Raw genomic sequence first — 16,765 nt, forward strand, 5'->3', positions numbered from 1 at the left:
TCAGTTCGATCAGGCTGGACGTGTTTCGAGGCGGGCTTCCATGACGGGCTTCAACACGCGCCATGCAAGCTGGATGAGAAGGGCGAAAAAGCCGAAGAGCGACAGGGCTACGATCAGCAGGAAAAGGTCGTTGTAAGCGAGCACATTGGCTTCGCGCGTCACCTGCTGCCCGAGAAGTGCAAGACCCTCGGCGTTGAGAAGCGCTTTGTCCGTCAGCACTCGACCATAAGCTGTCGTCAGCTGGCGAAGCCGTTGTAGCACCTGAGGATCTCCCAACGTGATCGCCTGCGCGATGACATTGGAATGGTACTTTTCGCGATAGGTGATGAAGGTGCCGAAGACGGCAGATCCGAGAAGGCCGCCGATGCTTTGCGTTGTCAGGAAGATGATAATGAAGCTCAGAATATAGTTCGGCCCCTTCCGCATCGCCGCCATGACGCCGCGCGCGAGTGCGGGGGGAAGAAAGAGCGTTCCGGCAAAGGCGATCAACGCCTGACTGAGATAAAGATTGACGGGACGCGTCAGGTTCGTCGCCTGCGCATCCATCCATGCGCCGCTCGCGATCAGTGCCAGCCCAACCAGGTGGATGTATGTTTCCCGCTCGGGCCGGGTCGTCATCGCTATGACCGCCGTGCCGAGAAGGATGGCGATGAGGACGATGCAAAAGAGCGTTACAAGTTGGTCGTTTGTCAGGCCGAGCGCCTGAAAGAAGCCGACCGCTCCCGTTGTCTGCTCCGAGAGCACGAGACGCAGGACGAGAAGAACCGCTGAAAAATGCAACATATCGCGTGTCAGGAGCCAGCGTATGTCGATCAGAGGGTTGTCGCGGTTGATTTCGATCATCACGGCTGCGGTGAAAGCCGCTATGGCGGCGGCGAGCGTCACGCCAATCCAAGGGGCCTCGAACCACCAATAGAGACGCCCCACGCTCAGTATTACCGCCAGCGACCCGAAGCCGACGGCGATGAGCAGGAAGCTGACAATGTCGAGCCGCTCGATCACCTTGGCGCGGGGCGCCGGCGTCAATGGCAGAAGGTAGATGGCTGCGAAGCTCATCAGAGCAAGCGCGATTTCAATCATGTAGAATTCGCGCCAGCCGCCACCATTGATCAGACTCGGCGAAATGATACGCGCCAGAGGCGCGCCGATTTGCGTGCCGAGCATCGCCATGGAGAGGCCGACGGTCATCTTCTTCGCCGGAGGAAACGCTTCCAGCATGTAGAGAAAGCCGAGCGACGAAATGGGGGAGGCTGCGATGCCAAGTGCTGCCCGAACGACGATGGCCGAATGCAGACCGTCGATGAAAAGATGGAGGACCGTGACAACCGCATAAAGCGCGATGCTCATCTCGGCGAAGAGGCGAAGGCCATATTGCATTCGCACTTTCACCAGCAACAGGGAAAGCGTCACGTTCGGCGCCATGTAGGCAGCCACGAGCCACGCGCCCTCGATGGGCGTCGCGTTGAGCGAAGCCTGCACGGTGGGCAGATTGGCGGAGACGAGGTTGAGACCCAGTCCTTGCGTGAGCCACAGGATCATAGACGCCGCTATATAGGCGAGCGCTCTCGCTGCAGGCATGGGCTCTGGAGCGGGCATCGCAGCACCCCGTTGTGCGGGAGTTGCGGCATTCATGGTGCGAGCCGGGGTGATGCTTTCACGGTCACTGCCTCAGCTATACCGGATTTCCTCGAGGCGTCTGCCGATCTGCTGAAGAACGCGGGTCGCTGTCTCGAGATCCTGAGGCGAAATATCCTTCAGAAGTTCGTGTCGGAGATCGTCCACGACTTCGAAGACCTCGGCGACGTTCTTTCTCGCTGCCTTGGTAAGCACGATATGGTTCGTGCGTCTGTCGTCCTGAACGGGAAGCCGCTCGGTCAGGCCCTGTTTTTCAAGCCCGTCGAGAAGGCGCACGAGGGTCGCGGTCTCAATCTCGAGTTCGTCCGCCAATTCGCGTTGCGTGACACCGCAGGTCTTCTGGGAGAGAAGTCGCACCGCGCGGGCGCGGGCCAGCGTGAAGCCGATGGCCTTCAGTTTGGCGTCGACGACCGTGCGCCAATGCCGCGTCACCTTCGCGAATTCATCCGTGAAGGTCTGCTGTGACTGGGAAGAGTTCATGTTAGCATGCATATTGATAGTGTACTAATGATCAGATAGCTTACTCTCCTTCGCGGTGCAAGGGGCGATGTTCGGGCTGCGAAGTGGGCGGCTCCGATGGCACAGGAATTGTTTGTTCCGCGGCCTGCGCTTCCTTGGCGAGAGGAAGCATGCCTATGGTGATTTCCCGGGCGAAGATCGTCGATAGCCGTCTAGATGGCGGGGCGAACACGCAGGATGCGGCCTTGTCCTGAATCCGTCAGCAAGTAAACGAACCCGTCCGGTCCCTGACGCACATCGCGGATGCGCTCGCCGAGATTCTGCAACATGCGTTCTTCGCCGGTCACCTTGTCGCCGTTGATCTCGACGCGGGACACGAGTTTTCCGGCGAGCGCGCCGATGAGAATGCTGTTGCGCCAAGCGGGAAACTGATCACCGGTATAGAACGTCATGCCGGAGGGTGCGATGGACGGGTCCCAGTAATAAATCGGTTGTTCCATGCCGGGCTTCGATGTGCCCTCACCGATCTTCGCGCCTGAATAGTCGACGCCATAGGAAATGACTGGCCAGCCGTAATTCTTGCCCTTGCGGGGAATGTTGATCTCGTCGCCTCCACGCGCGCCGTGCTCTGCCGTCCACAATTCGCCTGTTGCCGGATTGATGGCCGCTCCTTGCACATTGCGGTGGCCGTAAGACCAGATCTCAGGTTTCACCCCTTCGCGATTGAGGAAGGGGTTGTCCGAGGCTGCTCCGCCATCCGGCTTGATGTGGACGATCTTGCCGAGATGGTTCGACAGGTTCTGCGCCTGATCTCGCAGATCGAAACGCTCGCCGAGCGTCACGAAGGGATTTCCGTTGCGGTCGAACACGAGGCGCGAGCCGTAATGGTTCGTGCCGGTGTAAGCGGGCTCCTGCCGGAAGATGACCTTTTGATTGTCGAGAGCGTTCGCCTCGATATTGAGATGCGCGCGCATGACGCTCGTCCCCGAACGCCCTTCGCCACGATCTTCCGCATAGCTGAGATAGATAAGTCCGTTCTGCGCAAAACTCGGATCGAGCGTCACATCGAGCAGACCGCCCTGTCCGCGTGCCACGACTGCCGGAACGCTTTTGATGGGTTCAGAGAGTTTCCCGTCGCGGGAGACGATACGCAGCCGGCCAGAGCGCTCCGTCACGAGCATGCGCCCGTCAGGCAGGAAAGCGAGGCCCCAGGGGTTTTGCAGGCCCCGCGCTACCGTTTCGACAATCACCTCCACCTTGTCGGTGCGCAGGCGTTGCGAATCCTGCGCCGTGGCATGCGTGAAGGAGGCAATGGTGAAGGCCAGGACGGCAGGGGCGCGAAACCACATCGGAACACCTTTCGATCATCGTCTCGCCGAAGAGCTAGACGACCAGCGCCAAGCGTCAATCGAAAACAAGCGTCAATTGCAACAGACGATTACTGGTCTTCGATGTGGATATAGGAAGGCGTCTCCGCATAGTGCCGGCGGGATTGGGCCTCCGTTCCGGCGAGGATGGACATCAGGGCAAACCCGATCAGCAACGCCAGCACGCCGGTCAACCTGGTTTCTGTTGCACGCTCAAGACGATAGAGACGGCGTGAGGGATGCCGCTTCTTCTGCGACCAGGACGGATTCATGTTGGATAAACCCCCGCTTTGGTTGTGACAAGCGCGTGGAAAACCTGTGCAAAACGAGAAAGTTCCAAGCCGAAGATAAGCAGTGAAACACCTTCCGCCGCTCACTTCCGCCCTCTGGCGCCGGCCTCATTCGGCCTTGATGTTCGCGGCCTTGATGATTTCGGCCCAGGTTTGGATTTCCTGCGCGAGATAGGGTTTGAAGGCTTCGGGATCGCGCACGTTCAGGGTGAACCCGAGTTTCATGATCCGCGCCTTTGCCTCAGGCTTGTTGAGGATACCGACGATGGTGGTCGAGAGCTTGTCGAGAATGGGCTTGGGCGTGTTCGCGGGCGCGAAGAAGGCAGCCCAGGATTCCGCATCCGCATTGGTGATGCCCTGTTCGCGTAGGGTGGGGACATTGGGAAGCTGAGGGTTGCGCTGCGGGCTCGCAATGCCGATGGCGCGGATCTCGTCCGCCTGGACCTGACCGAGCACACTCGGCAGCGTGGAGTTCGACACGTCGATGCGCCCGGCAATCAGCTCCGTCACGAGAGGGGCAGCACCACGGAACGGCACGTGGGTCATTTTGGTGCCTGTGCGCGCCATGAACAATTCGGTCGCCAGATGCGAGCCTGAGCCGATTCCGGTCGAGCCGTAGTTGAGTTTGTCCGGATTCTTCTTGGCGAGAGCCACCAGATCCTGGATCGACTTCACATTCAAAGAGTTAGGCACCACGAAAACGTGCTCGAAGGCGCCGGCGCCCGCCAGCGGCGCGAAATCCTTGATCGCGTCGTAGCCCGGTTCTTTCAGCAGGAACATGTTGTTCCCATGGGTCTGATTATTGCCGAAAATAATGGTGTGGCCGTCGGGCTCCACTTTCGCGACACTGCGGGTGCCGACCGCCCCGGAAGCGCCCGCCAGGTTTTCGACAACGACGTTGTGGCCGAGTTCCTTGCTCATTTCCTCCGCGACGATGCGGGCGATCACGTCGGTCGGGCCGCCGGCCGGATAGGGCACTACGAGCTTGATGACGCGGTTAGGGAAGGTCTGAGCGCTGGCATTCGCGGTGAAGACCGTGGCTATGGCGAAGAGACCGAGAGCGAGGCGGCGACTGACGGAAAATATTGTCGGCAAGGGGCGTCTCCTCGAAATTCGCAGATGAGCGGGTCGTTTTACTTGCTTGAGCGACGCATGAGGACTAGGGTCCGGCCGCCATTTACCGGCGCATTTTAACGCCCCGCATGGAGGATTCCCATGGGCTTTTTGTCTGACGCCCTTTCGCGCATCAAGCCGTCTGCGACCATCGTCATCACGCAGAAAGCGCGAGACCTGAAAGCTCAGGGGCGGGACGTGATCAGCCTTTCGGTCGGCGAGCCGGATTTCGATACGCCTGATAATGTGAAGGAAGCGGCCATTGCCGCCGTCCGCCGCGGCGAGACGAAGTATACGCCCGTCGCCGGCATCGTGCCTCTGCGCGAGGCGATCGCCGCGAAGTTCAAGCGGGAAAACGGCCTGGAATATAAGCCTTCGCAGACCATCGTCTGCACCGGTGGCAAGCAGGTCATTTACAATGCGCTCCTCGCCACCATCAATCCGGGCGACGAGGTCATCGTGCCGGCACCCTACTGGGTTTCGTACCCGGAAATGGTCGGCCTGTGTGGCGGCACGGCCGTCACGGTGGATTGCACCATCGAGCAAAATTTCAAGCTCCAGCCTGATGCGCTTGAGCGCGCCATCACCCCACGCACCAAGTGGGTCATCCTCAACTCGCCCTCGAACCCGACCGGCGCCGCCTATTCTCGCGCGGAGATGAAGGCGATTACCGACGTGCTCATGCGCCATCCACACGTGTGGGTGCTCACCGACGATATGTATGAGCACCTGACCTATGGCGATTTCGAGTTCGTCACGCCGGCTCAGGTCGAGCCGGGCCTCTATGATCGTACGCTCACCATGAATGGCGTTTCGAAGTCCTATGCTATGACCGGCTGGCGTATCGGCTATGCGGCCGGTCCCGAGCACCTAATCAAGGCGATGGACTTCGTGCAGGGCCAGCAGACTTCAGGCGCATGCTCGATCGCCCAATGGGCGGCGGTGGAAGCCCTCAATGGCCCGCAGGACCATCTCAAGGTGTTCAAGAAGGCCTTCGAGGAACGCCGCGACCTTGTGGTCTCAATGCTGAACCAATCGAAGTACCTCAGGTGTCCGACACCCGAAGGCGCGTTCTACGTCTATCCGTCCTGTGCGGAAGCTATGGGCAAGACCACGCCTTCGGGCAAGGTCTTGATGACGGACGAGGATTTCGTGTCCGAGCTTCTGGAAGCGGAAGGCGTCGCCGCCGTGCACGGCTCGTCTTTCGGTCTCGGCCCCAACTTCCGCATTTCCTACGCTACGTCGAACACGGCTTTGGAAGAGGCCTGCAACCGCATCCAGCGTTTCTGCGGCTCATTGCGCTGAGTATTGGACGATGGGCGATTGGCCTCGGGTTTTCGTTCCTGATCCCGAGGCCCCGCCTCACCGCCTCGACCAGCATTCGCCGTATCGCGTGAAGGCGGATTTTCGTGTCGATTTCACCAATGGCGGCTATGTCGAGGCGCGGGATTTCATTCTCGACATCGAAGGCAATGAGGTTACGCCCGAGAGATTGGCGGAGATGATCGTCTCTGCCATGAATCTCCTTCGAGCCGGTTCTGTGACGATTTTCTCCATGCGGGTCGTGCCTCGCGGCGCACATCAGGATTCACAAGCGATAACGATACCCTCCGAAGCTCAAAAGAGACCGCGCTGAAGTAGTCTTGCCTCAGGACTCTTCTCCTGTCGAAGGAACCATCCTCCATTCTTTCCGTTGACCGCCTGACAACAGCTACGCTCAGGAGATCAATATGTTTCGCATCCTCGCCATCGCTGCCCTCGCTACAGTCGCGGCCGTTGGTTCAGCCGAAGCACAGACGCAAAAGCAAAGCCAGGTTGGAGTTCTTACATGCAGTGTTTCCGGCGGAGTCGGTCTCATTCTCGGCTCCCAGAAGGCAACCGCCTGCACCTTCAAACCCCGGCGCAAAATGGCCGAGCGCTATACCGGCGTGATCCGTAAATTCGGCCTCGACATCGGCGCGACGACGCAAGGAACCATCGTGTGGGCCGTGTTTTCGGCCGGAGACGTGGGACGCGGGTCGCTGGCCGGTCAGTATGTCGGCGCAACCGCTGAAGCCACGGTCGGAGCAGGCCTTGGCGCGAACGTGCTGGTCGGCGGTTCCAACCGATCCATCGCTTTGCAGCCTGTTTCCGTGAGTGGCCAGACGGGTCTCAATCTGGCTGTCGGCGTGGGCGATCTGGAGTTGCGCGCCGGACGGTAATTTTCCCTCTACCTGGACTATGACGGCCGGGCTTTCCCGGCCGTTTTCCATTGGGAGGCGACGCTTTGGAGACAGAGAGGTTGTCGAATCTGCTTGCCATTCCGTTGCGGCAGGAACAGCATTCGGGGTGAGCCCCCGGTAAGGAGCGGCTGACGGGGGCAGGGGAAGGAGATTCTCATGGCACCTAACGGCAGACCAGAGCCGGGTCCGCGATGCATCGCCATCGTTGGCCCGTTCCAGAGCGGCAAGACCTCGCTTCTCGAGGCCATTTTGGAGCGCACGGGCGCAATCAAGCGCTCGGGCAGCGTCGTCAAGGGCGATGCGGTTGGGGACGGGAGCGCGGAGGCCCGTGCCCACGCCATGAGCGTCGAACCCAACGTGGCGACCATTGAATTCCTCGGCCAGACGATGACCTTCGTCGACTGCCCCGGTTCCGTTGAATTCCTGCATGACATGCGCAACGTCGCACCCGTCTGCGACGCCGCAATCGTGGTTTGCGAAGCGGATGAGCGTAAGATTCCCGCGCTCGAAATCGTGCTGCGCGAGTTGGAGGAAGCGGATATTCCGCGCTTTCTCTTCGTGAACAAGATCGATACGGCCTCACGCCGATTGCGCGAGACGCTGGAATTGTTGCAGCGCGCATCGCGCACGCCGCTGCTGCTGCGCCAGATCCCGATCTGGAAGGATGGCATTGCGGTCGGCTTCATCGACCTCGCTCTGGAACGCGCCTTCATCTATCGCGAGCACGCGGCAAGCGAGATTGTGGATCTACCCAAAGATGAAGCATCGCGCGAACGCGAGGCGCGTTTCTCCATGCTGGAGCGGCTCGCCGATTACGACGATACGCTGATGGAGGATTTGATCTCCGAGATCGAGCCGCCGCGCGATCGCGTCTTCGATGATTTGGCGCGCGAGTTGAAGGAGCGGCACGTGGTGCCTGCTCTCATCGGTTCGGCTGAGCGTGGTTATGGCGTGACACGGCTCCTGAAGGCCTTGCGCCACGAAGCGCCCACCTTGGGCGATACCTGCGCGCGTCTCGGCATTGCGTCTAACGGTCCGCCGTTGGCGCAAGTAATGAAGACGCTGCACTCCGGCCAAGGCGGGAAGCTCACCATTGCGCGTATCCTTCGCGGTGATTTTCACGAAGGCGATTCCGTCGTCGGCTCGCGCGGCGCCGAGACGCGGATTGCAAGCCTACTCGCATTGACGGGTTCGGCGACGATGCGCCTCAACGAGGCGAAGGTGGGCGAGACCGTGGGATTTGGTCGGCTGGAAGGGATTGGGACCGGTGACAGCTTTGCCGCTGGCAAAGTGCGGCCGGAATCTGTTTTGTCCGTTGCGCCACCGGAGCCGGTTTATGCTGCTGCGCTGCGCTTGAAGGATCGCAAGGACGATGTGCGGCTCACCGGAGCGTTGGCGAAGATCGTCGAGGAGGATTCGGCGCTCGTGGTGGAAACGCGCCCCGAGATGAGCGAGATCCGGTTGCATGGGCAGGGAGAGATGCATTTGCGCGTCGCGATCGAACGCCTTGCCTCTCGCTTTCAGGTAGAGGTGGAAACGGGCAAACCTCAAACCGCGTATCACGAGACCATCCGCGCGCCGGCTTCCGCGCGCGGGAGACACAAGAAGCAGACTGGTGGGCATGGTCAGTTCGGGGACGTGCTGCTTGAAGTGCATCCCCTGCCGCGCGGTGAGGGGTTCGCTTTCAAAGACAGCATCACAGGTGGTGTCGTTCCGCGCCAATATATTCCTTCCGTCGAGACCGGAGTGCGCGATGCGATCAAGAGTGGGCCACTCGGTTTTCCTGTGGTGGATGTTGGTGTGTCGCTGACGGACGGTTCCTATCACAGCGTCGATTCATCCGATGCCGCCTTCCAGGCTGCAGCCAAACTGGCTCTCGCCGAAGCTTTGCCGAAGGCAAAACCTGTACTGCTCGAACCAATCCTGTCGGTCGAGATCGCTGTTCCCTCAGATGCGCTTTCCAAGGCGACGGGTCTCGTGACGAGCCGCCGCGGCCAAATCCTTGGCTACAACTCGCGGCCGGGATGGACCGGGTGGGACGTGTTGACGGCGACGATCCCGGAATCGGAGATCGGCGATCTGATCATCGAATTGCGGTCCGCGACGTCCGGCGTAGGTACTTTCCGGACGCGATTCGACCATATGGCCGAATTGAGCGGACGCCCGGCCGAGGCGGCTGTTCGGGCGCATACCCACTAGCGCCTGTTCACGTTCGCAAAACAAGGCACTCGCCCGGTCGACCAAAGGTCGAGCGAGTGCCTTGTCCGCGCCCATCGACAAACCGTCGCCGACGCGCCAATTTACAATCATGGAGAAGCGATAATCTCCGGATGACAACTCGCGTCACGCGAGGGAGGAATGATGAGCGCTACGACAGCAGCCACTTTCGAGGGCCAGGTTGAGGATTCGAACAAGCCTTGGCTCAAGTCCTATCCGCCGAGTGTCCCTTCGACCATTGACGAAAGCACGATCGGATCGCTTGCCGACATCTTCCGGGCAGCCGTCTCCGCGTATGCGGATCGCCCGGCGGTCGAAAGCTTCGGGACACGTATGACCTACGGGGAGCTCGCGCGGCGGGCGGACGCGGTCAGTTCATGGCTGCGAAAGCAGGGGCTCCAGAAAGGTGACCGCATCGCGCTTATGATGCCGAACGTCATGGCGTTCCCGGCGATCCTCTACGGGATCTTGAACGCCGGCTACACGGTGGTGAACGTCAATCCGCTCTATACACCACGCGAGTTGGAGCATCAGATCGAGGATTCAGGGGCCCGGATCATATTCGTTCTCGAGAATTTTGCGGCGACCGTCGAAGAGGTGCTGCCGAATTTGAGGGTCGACAAAATCGTCATCGTTGCGCCGGGTGATCTTCTCGGCCTCAAGGGCTCAGTGGTGAACCTGGTCTCTCGCTACATCAAAAAAGCGGTGAAACCCTTCGTTATCCCGAATGCATTGTCCTTCAAGCGAGTCATGTCCGAGGGCGCAAAAACGGCGCCGATGCCCGTCGCGGTTTCGCCGGACGACGTCGCATTCCTGCAATATACCGGCGGAACGACGGGTGTTGCGAAAGGGGCGGTCCTCTTGCACCGCAACGTCGCGGCCAACGTTCTGCAATGCGAAGCCTGGATGGTGCCGTTTTTCGGTGGGCGCAACGACCATGTAATGGTGACCGCGCTGCCGCTCTATCACATTTTCGCACTTACCGTCTGCGCGTTGCTGATGTTGCGGATTGGCGGCTGCCAGCTTCTCATCACCAACCCACGCGATATTTCGAGTTTCGTGAAGACGCTCAAAACGCGCCCGTTCACACTCATGTCCGGCGTCAACACGCTCTACAACGCCTTGGCCCACGCGCCCGGCATTCGCGATGTCGATTTCTCCAATCTCGTCATGTCCGTTGCGGGTGGCATGGCGGCCCAGGAAACGGTCGCGAAGATGTGGAAGGAGATCAGCGGGAAGCCGATCATCGAGGGATATGGTCTATCCGAGACCTCGCCCGTCGCGTGCGCGAACCGACTCGATATCAAGGAGTTCACCGGCACCGTCGGTTACCCGTTGCCTTCGACCAGTATCTCGATCCGCTCAATGGAGGGGGCGACGGTCCCCTTGGGGGAGCGCGGCGAAATCTGTATCAAGGGGCCGCAAGTCATGGCCGGATACTGGAAGCGTCCGGACGAGACAGCGAAGGTCATGACCTCGGACGGCTATTTCCGATCGGGCGATATCGGCGTCATGCTGCCTGACGGCGGGGTGAAGATCGTCGACAGAATCAAGGACATGATTATCGTCTCTGGGTTCAACGTGTATCCGAACGAGGTCGAGGAGGTTCTTGTAAGCCATCCCGGCGTCCTGGAAGCGGCGGTCATCGGTCTGAAAGACGATTCCGGTGAAATCGTCGCTGCCTACGTGGTGCGCAAGGACGAGACGCTGACCGCGGAGGCCCTGCGCGACTTCTGCCGTGAAAATCTCACAGCCTACAAAGTGCCGCGCCGGATCGAGTTCCGCACGTCCTTGCCGAAAACCAATGTCGGAAAGGTTCTGCGGCGCGCGTTGAAGGAAGAGGTGGCGAAAGGCGCCTAATCGGCACGCTGATGTTCCCGACCCTTCGCTGTCACGAAACCGGGCAGACCTGTTCGGTGAAGCGCCACGACATCACGTTGACCGCGATATCGCACTCAGCCATCCGGCCGCCCTGCGGCGTGGGCAGGCAGGTCTTCTCGCCCTGCGTGAAGGTGCGGCCTTGTGCGCGGCAATAGCACTTTACCGGGGCGGGGGACTGGACACTCAGGATATTCGGCCGCTCCAGCGCGGTGGCAGGAAAAACACTCGCGGCAAACAGGGCGACGACGAGAGAGGTTCGCAGCATGGCCCGCTCCTCCAGAATCGCCAAGCATTATGCCACCAATGTGAGTGGCCGGCGATAAGGGAATGCGGGGTAGTGACTCAGTTTGATCCGCGCTCTTCCCTTCCCCTTAGGGGTAGGGGTGGGGGTTGAAAAGTCAGAGTATTGCCTGTGATCCGATAAGCAGGAAGGCTGCTACAGCGCCAGACGTCTGAAAGTTTCACCCGGTCAGACCACCCTCACCCTTCATCCCTCCCCACAAGGGGGAGGGAGAGCCTGCGCCTTATCCTCATCAAACTGTGTCACGACCGAATGCGGCGACAAAGCGCGCGAATCCGATCGGCGGGCATAAGCTAAAAAGAAAAAAGCCGGGCACGAGGCCCGGCTAAGTCAAAGTTCTGACAAACGTCAAAACCTTCCAGAGGGAACGGCCGAAACGGCATCGCTGGGAGGAAGTAGCGGCGCCGTCTGAAATCAGCCAATGCTCATATCGACTGCATCGTGCTCTTTTGCAACGCAGCATGCCTCATGAAAGGGCTGCACTGAATGCATGGCTATGTCATAAAAATGCTTGTTACGGTTGAGCCATCGAGCTTGACCGACAGAATCGACATATTGTTTCGCTCTAGGGCTAGAAGGTCCAGCGCTGAGCCTTGTTGATGAGAAAGTCGCGGAAAGCTTGGACGCGCGCCACGGAGCGCATTTCTTCGGCATAGACGAGATAGCTGTCCAGTGACGGCATTTCGATATCGCGCAGGATCTGCGTGAGGTTCGGATTGCCGACCACTGCGTAGTCCGGCAGCACGGCGATGCCGGCTCCCGTTTCCACGGCGATCTTCAAGGCCGTTATGTTGTTCACGACATAGTGATATTGGCGCGGTTCGCGACCTTCGCGGCCGGCGGTCGAGAGCCAGTGGACCGACAGCAGATAGGACGGCTGGTCGCCGCCGAACGAGATGATGCGATGCTCGTCGAGATCCTCCAGGGTCTTCGGCTCGCCGAAGCGCTTGATGTAGTCGTTCGACGCGTAGACATGGAAATGCACGGTAAAGAGGCGACGCTGGATCAGGTCGGGCTGAGCCGGGCGACGCAAGCGGATGGCGACGTCTGCCTCCCGCATGGCGAGGTCCAGTTCCTCGTTGGTTAAGATGAGTTCGACCCGCACATCGGGGTAAAGGTCCAGGAACTCGCTGATGCGCTGTGCCAGCCAGATCGAGCCGAGGCCGACCGTCGTCGTCACTTTCAATTCGCCTGAGGGTCGCTCGCTCGTGTCGACGAGTCGTGCCTTCGTGGTCTCCAGGCGCATACGCATGTCGCGCGCCGCCCGAAAGAGCAGGTCTCCCTGCTCAGTCAGAATCAGGCCGCGTGCATGACGGTGGAAGAGAGGAGCTTTCAATTCGCGCTCGAGGGCGCTGATCTGTCGGCTGACCGCCGATTGGCTCAATCCGAGATCGTCGCCTGCTCGGGTGAAGCTGCCGGCTTCGGCGACGGTGTAGAAAATCCGGATCTTGTCCCAATCCACGGTCGTTCCCCTGATCTCCCGCCTTCAAGGGACGGGATCTCTCTTATAATTTATCATCGGCCGGGCACAGGCCATAGGAATTCTACCCGAGGCGGTGGGTTGTCCCACCGTTATTCCGCAGCGTCGCGCGTTTCTTCCAACGCGGCGAGGTAGCGTTCGGCCTCCAGAGCCGACATGCAACCCATGCCCGCGGCGGTGACTGCCTGACGATAGACGTCGTCAGTAACGTCCCCAGCCGCGAAGACGCCAGGGATGTTGGTATTGGTCGAGCCAGGCTCGGTACGCAGATAGCCACCGTGTTTCATGTCGAGTTGGCCGACGAAAAGCTCGGTGGACGGCTTGTGCCCGATGGCGATGAACACGCCATCAGTCTTCAGCTCCGAAACCTTGCTTGTGACCAGGTTTTCAAGACGCACATGTGTAACGGAGGAGGGATTTTCGCTACCGCAGATTTCTTCGACGGCCGTATTCCAGATGATCTCGACATTCGGATGCTTGAAAAGGCGGTCCTGCAGGATTCGCTCGGCGCGAAGGCTGTCGCGGCGATGGACGAGGGTGACCTTGCTGGCGAGATTGGCGAGATAAAGCGCTTCTTCGACCGCTGTGTTGCCGCCGCCGACAACCACCACTTCCTTGCCCCGGAAGAAGAAACCGTCGCAGGTGGCGCAGGCCGATACGCCGAAGCCCTGGAACTTGCCTTCGGAGGGGAGCCCCAGCCATTTCGCCTGCGCACCCGTCGAAACGATCAGCGCGTCGCAGCTATAGGTGTCGCCGGAATCGCCTTCGATCCTGAACGGCCGTTGGCTCAGATCCACCTTGACCACGTGGTCGGATATCATGTGAGTGCCCACATGCTCGGCCTGAAGGCGCATCTGCTCCATGAGCCATGGGCCCTGGATCACGTCGGCGTAACCGGGATAATTTTCCACATCGGTGGTGATCATCAACTGGCCGCCGGGCTGGAAGCCGGAGATCAGCACCGGGTTGAGAAGGGCCCGCGCGGCATAGATCGCTGCCGTGTAGCCCGCCGGCCCGGATCCGATGATCATGAGCTTGGCGTGAATGTGGGCCATCAATGTGTCTCCGGTAATAGATCCGCCTCCGGCAAACCGAGAGCGCGGCGGTGGCGGGCCAAACCGTGGGCTATGGCTTCCGCAATATGAGGAGTTGAATTTAAGGGCTTATAGGGCTCGCCTTCAAGACAGCCTGTAAAGGGATGCACAATTCCCTCCGCTTTCAGGCCTTCCATGAAGGCGTCGAGCTTCGGGTGCCCGCCGCTTGGCTCGAACACGAGGATAGGCACGCCGCTCACCGCAGCTTCACCGATCATGTTGAAAGAATCGGCCGTCGCAACAATGGAATCAGCCAGCGCCAGCAGGGCGATGTAAGGGTTGTCGCCGCTCCCGTCCCAGAAGAAACCATTATGGCGCTTCGCTATAGCGATGAGGGAATCACGCAGAGAGTCGGGCGTCCGGCGTGAGGCCGTGATCATGAGGCTCGCTCCAGTTGCCGCGAGCGCCAACAACTGTTTCATGAAGCGCGCGGTATCGGCCTGGGTGAACTGGTGATGCCGACTGCCGCCGCCGGCGAGCACCGCGATGCGCGGATGGGGCAGGCCGGTAAGACGCGGATCGGGATGGGCACGAGCCGCTTCAAGGCGTTCCGTCGAGATCCGGTGAGGTGGGGTCAGGGTCACAAGCACATTCCGACCTCGAAGAGGATCATGCTGCGGCACCCAGATGAAGTCGGCGCTCGCCGAGCCAGTGCGAGGGTCTTTGAGAAAGACGGTGTAGGTCCGGCCGCCTGAAGCGTGCTTGACGTAGCGCAGATAGGAAACGGCGCGGCGGCCGGAGGCAATGACGATATCCGGGAAGGGGGGCGCGATGGGGCTGTTGGGCGCACCCGGTTTTTCCTGCGGATCAATCGGTCCCCATGGCATCAGCCAGGTAAAGGGCGCGCGGGGGCGAACCCGGCGAATTTCGGGGTCGAAACCGAGGGCTTCGGCCATGCCAATGGCTGGCTGTTCGTCACCGGCCTTGCCGTCAGTCAAGACCCAGCAGGTCAAGCCCGTCATATTGCGCAACATTTGATCAATGTGTCTGTGGAGTTCATCAAGAACGTTGCGAGTAAGAGGCGCACCCTTCTTGTGCAGACCCTCTACACGGTCTACTCACCCGAGACGAGCCTTTCCCGGAGTTAACGTGCGCGGACGCCTCGATTCCATAGATTGGGCCATTCTCAAGGAACTCCAAGCCGACGGCAGCATCACGAATGTGGAGCTGGCGCGGCGGGTGGGCTTGTCTGCGCCCCCGTGCCTGCGCCGCGTGCGGGCGTTGGAGAAGGCCGGGATCATCAAGGCCTACCGGGCCATGCTCGATCCCAAGGCCCTCGGCTTCGAGATCGTCTGCTTCGCCATGGTGCAGCTCGACATTCAGGGGAAGAAGGAACTCAACGAGTTCGAGCAGCACATCAAGCAATGGCCCATGGTGCGTGAATGCTGGACCTTGTCGGGCGATATCGATTTCATCCTGAAATGCGTCGCGTCGAATCTGGCTGCCTTCCAGAACTTCGTCTCCGATCTTACGGCACTGACCAATGTGCGCAACGTCCGCACGGCCCTGACCCTCGACCTGATCAAGGACGAGCCTCTCGTGCCGCTGGAGGATGTGACGCCCTTCAGCGGATGAGCTGACGGCGCAGCCATTGGACGTAAGCCTGTCCTAGCGCGACCGCCCGGCCCGGCTCGTCCGGGTTCACCATGCTTCTGTTGACGGCGAGAACCGCGAGCTGATGATGCTGGGCGATGATTTCGCCGACTCGGCCGACTGCAAACGTATCGCCTTCGAGTGAGTCGCTTCCACTCCCGCCTCCTTCGTGCCACCGGCGGCCGCCGCCACTATCGGGGAAGGGCGTCATGAACACACTTGTGAGGCGCACGACGAGGCGTGGACCGCGCGGATCGAACCTATCGGCGAACGCGCGTTGCAGTTCTGCGAGTGTCGCCGCTCCGATCAAATCCGCGAAAGGACCGAGGCCTTTCTCCTTTAGGGGACCGATATCGACGGCAAAGGCGGAAAAGCTTTGCGGAAAGGCCTGCCCATCTGACGAAAGCCCGGTCGCGGTGCAGCCCGCGACGGCAAGACTGGACCCGGCCAGCAATCCCGCCAGAAGTGAGCGACGAGAAAGAAGGGACATGGGTTTCTCTCCCATAAAAATGGCCTTCCTTCCTATCTAGAGCATTTTCGGGGCAAGCACCGATTGGGGTTGAGAAAATGCAGCCAGACCAACGGGGGCGATCTCCGATTCCGTGAATCGGAGATCATTTCCTTGCGTCAGCTAAACTGAACGCCCACGACTTCATAGGACTTCCCGCCGCCGGGCGTCGTAACTTCCACCGTATCGCCAATGGTCTTGCCCATCAGGGCGCGGGCGATTGGGGAGGAGACAGAAACCAGACCCGAACGTACATCGGCTTCGGGTTCGCCGACGATCTGATAGGTCTTCTCTTCTTCCGTATCCTCATCGACGAGCTTCACTGTCGCGCCAAACTTAATCCGGTCGCCCGAGAGCTTCGTGATGTCGATGACTTCGGCCCGAGAAATGAGGCTTTCCAGCTCGAGGACACGGCCTTCGTTGAGGGATTGAGCTTCTTTGGCCGCATGGTACTCGGCGTTTTCCGACAGGTCTCCAAGCGCACGGGCTTCAGAGATCGCCTGGATGATCCGGGGGCGCTCTACCTGTTGGCGGTGCTTCAGTTCTTCCTCGAGCGCCGCGTAACCCTTGATCGTCAGAGGGACCTTGTCCATCGTTCGTCTCGT

General features: G+C 60.2%; 17 protein-coding genes. 6 read left to right on the plus strand and 11 right to left on the minus strand.

The window, feature by feature from the left end; genetic code table 11:
• Positions 1 to 9: 9 nt before the first annotated feature.
• The 5 genes from AB4072_RS07090 to AB4072_RS07110 form a co-directional block, all read right to left on the minus strand.
• Entirely contained in the window at positions 10 to 1,578 is a 1,569-nt protein-coding gene (locus tag AB4072_RS07090; protein ID WP_441966632.1) for an MFS transporter, read from the minus strand.
• Positions 1,579 to 1,668: 90 nt separating this feature from the next.
• Entirely contained in the window at positions 1,669 to 2,115 is a 447-nt protein-coding gene (locus tag AB4072_RS07095; RefSeq protein WP_441966634.1) for a MarR family winged helix-turn-helix transcriptional regulator, read from the minus strand.
• 191 nt (positions 2,116 to 2,306) lie between these two features.
• On the minus strand, positions 2,307 to 3,443 hold the full coding sequence (locus tag AB4072_RS07100) for a PQQ-dependent sugar dehydrogenase (RefSeq protein WP_441966635.1): 1,137 nt from the start codon (positions 3,441 to 3,443) through the stop codon (positions 2,307 to 2,309).
• Positions 3,444 to 3,532: 89 nt separating this feature from the next.
• Positions 3,533 to 3,733 carry a hypothetical protein gene (locus AB4072_RS07105; RefSeq protein ID WP_441966636.1) on the minus strand — a complete coding sequence of 67 codons (201 nt, stop codon included), beginning with the start codon at positions 3,731 to 3,733 and terminating at the stop codon, positions 3,533 to 3,535.
• A gap of 126 nt (positions 3,734 to 3,859) precedes the next feature.
• Complete coding sequence (locus AB4072_RS07110) at positions 3,860 to 4,846, minus strand: Bug family tripartite tricarboxylate transporter substrate binding protein (protein ID WP_441966637.1); 987 nt, start codon at positions 4,844 to 4,846, stop codon at positions 3,860 to 3,862.
• 120 nt (positions 4,847 to 4,966) lie between these two features.
• Here AB4072_RS07110 and AB4072_RS07115 point away from each other — a divergent pair, with 120 nt between their 5' ends.
• From AB4072_RS07115 to AB4072_RS07135, 5 genes are all read left to right on the plus strand, one after another.
• Positions 4,967 to 6,169, plus strand: a complete 1,203-nt coding sequence (locus tag AB4072_RS07115; protein WP_441966638.1) for a pyridoxal phosphate-dependent aminotransferase — start codon at positions 4,967 to 4,969, stop codon at positions 6,167 to 6,169.
• Between the two features lie 10 nt (positions 6,170 to 6,179).
• Positions 6,180 to 6,500 carry a hypothetical protein gene (locus AB4072_RS07120; RefSeq protein ID WP_441966639.1) on the plus strand — a complete coding sequence of 107 codons (321 nt, stop codon included), beginning with the start codon at positions 6,180 to 6,182 and terminating at the stop codon, positions 6,498 to 6,500.
• A 94-nt stretch (positions 6,501 to 6,594) separates the two neighbouring features.
• Entirely contained in the window at positions 6,595 to 7,065 is a 471-nt protein-coding gene (locus AB4072_RS07125; protein WP_441966640.1) for a DUF992 domain-containing protein, read from the plus strand.
• Positions 7,066 to 7,242: 177 nt separating this feature from the next.
• Positions 7,243 to 9,285 carry an elongation factor G gene (locus AB4072_RS07130; RefSeq protein WP_441966641.1) on the plus strand — a complete coding sequence of 681 codons (2,043 nt, stop codon included), beginning with the start codon at positions 7,243 to 7,245 and terminating at the stop codon, positions 9,283 to 9,285.
• 159 nt (positions 9,286 to 9,444) lie between these two features.
• Positions 9,445 to 11,163 (plus strand): AMP-binding protein, encoded by a 1,719-nt coding sequence (locus AB4072_RS07135; protein ID WP_441966642.1) that lies wholly within the window; start codon positions 9,445 to 9,447, stop codon positions 11,161 to 11,163.
• A gap of 31 nt (positions 11,164 to 11,194) precedes the next feature.
• On the opposite strand, the gene AB4072_RS07140 is transcribed toward AB4072_RS07135, so the two are convergent.
• The 4 genes from AB4072_RS07140 to AB4072_RS07155 all read right to left on the minus strand — a co-directional run bounded on the left by AB4072_RS07140 (position 11,195) and on the right by AB4072_RS07155 (position 15,021).
• Entirely contained in the window at positions 11,195 to 11,449 is a 255-nt protein-coding gene (locus AB4072_RS07140) for a hypothetical protein (protein ID WP_441966644.1), read from the minus strand.
• A gap of 607 nt (positions 11,450 to 12,056) precedes the next feature.
• Positions 12,057 to 12,947 carry a LysR family transcriptional regulator gene (locus AB4072_RS07145; protein WP_441966645.1) on the minus strand — a complete coding sequence of 297 codons (891 nt, stop codon included), beginning with the start codon at positions 12,945 to 12,947 and terminating at the stop codon, positions 12,057 to 12,059.
• A 110-nt stretch (positions 12,948 to 13,057) separates the two neighbouring features.
• Positions 13,058 to 14,020 (minus strand): thioredoxin-disulfide reductase, encoded by a 963-nt coding sequence (gene trxB / locus AB4072_RS07150; protein WP_441966647.1) that lies wholly within the window; start codon positions 14,018 to 14,020, stop codon positions 13,058 to 13,060.
• The gene (locus tag AB4072_RS07155; protein ID WP_441966648.1) at positions 14,020 to 15,021 is read right to left on the minus strand and encodes a mitochondrial fission ELM1 family protein; all 1,002 of its coding nucleotides are present in this window, start codon (positions 15,019 to 15,021) and stop codon (positions 14,020 to 14,022) included. Before AB4072_RS07155 ends, trxB begins: the two co-directional genes overlap by 1 nt.
• Before the next feature lie 127 nt (positions 15,022 to 15,148).
• Here AB4072_RS07155 and AB4072_RS07160 point away from each other — a divergent pair, with 127 nt between their 5' ends.
• Positions 15,149 to 15,634, plus strand: coding sequence for an Lrp/AsnC family transcriptional regulator (locus AB4072_RS07160; protein WP_441966650.1), 486 nt, complete (start codon positions 15,149 to 15,151; stop codon positions 15,632 to 15,634).
• Here the strand turns inward: AB4072_RS07160 and AB4072_RS07165 are convergent.
• Together AB4072_RS07165 and greA are read right to left on the minus strand one after the other, a co-directional pair.
• Positions 15,624 to 16,142 (minus strand): hypothetical protein, encoded by a 519-nt coding sequence (locus tag AB4072_RS07165; protein WP_441966651.1) that lies wholly within the window; start codon positions 16,140 to 16,142, stop codon positions 15,624 to 15,626. The two genes, AB4072_RS07160 and AB4072_RS07165, sit on opposite strands and share 11 nt — an antisense overlap.
• A gap of 137 nt (positions 16,143 to 16,279) precedes the next feature.
• Complete coding sequence (greA, locus tag AB4072_RS07170; protein ID WP_441966652.1) at positions 16,280 to 16,753, minus strand: transcription elongation factor GreA; 474 nt, start codon at positions 16,751 to 16,753, stop codon at positions 16,280 to 16,282.
• Positions 16,754 to 16,765: the final 12 nt, after the last annotated feature.

Origin of the sequence: Microvirga sp. 2MCAF38 (genome assembly GCF_052115485.1) — a bacterium.
Lineage (GTDB): Bacteria > Pseudomonadota > Alphaproteobacteria > Rhizobiales > Beijerinckiaceae > Microvirga.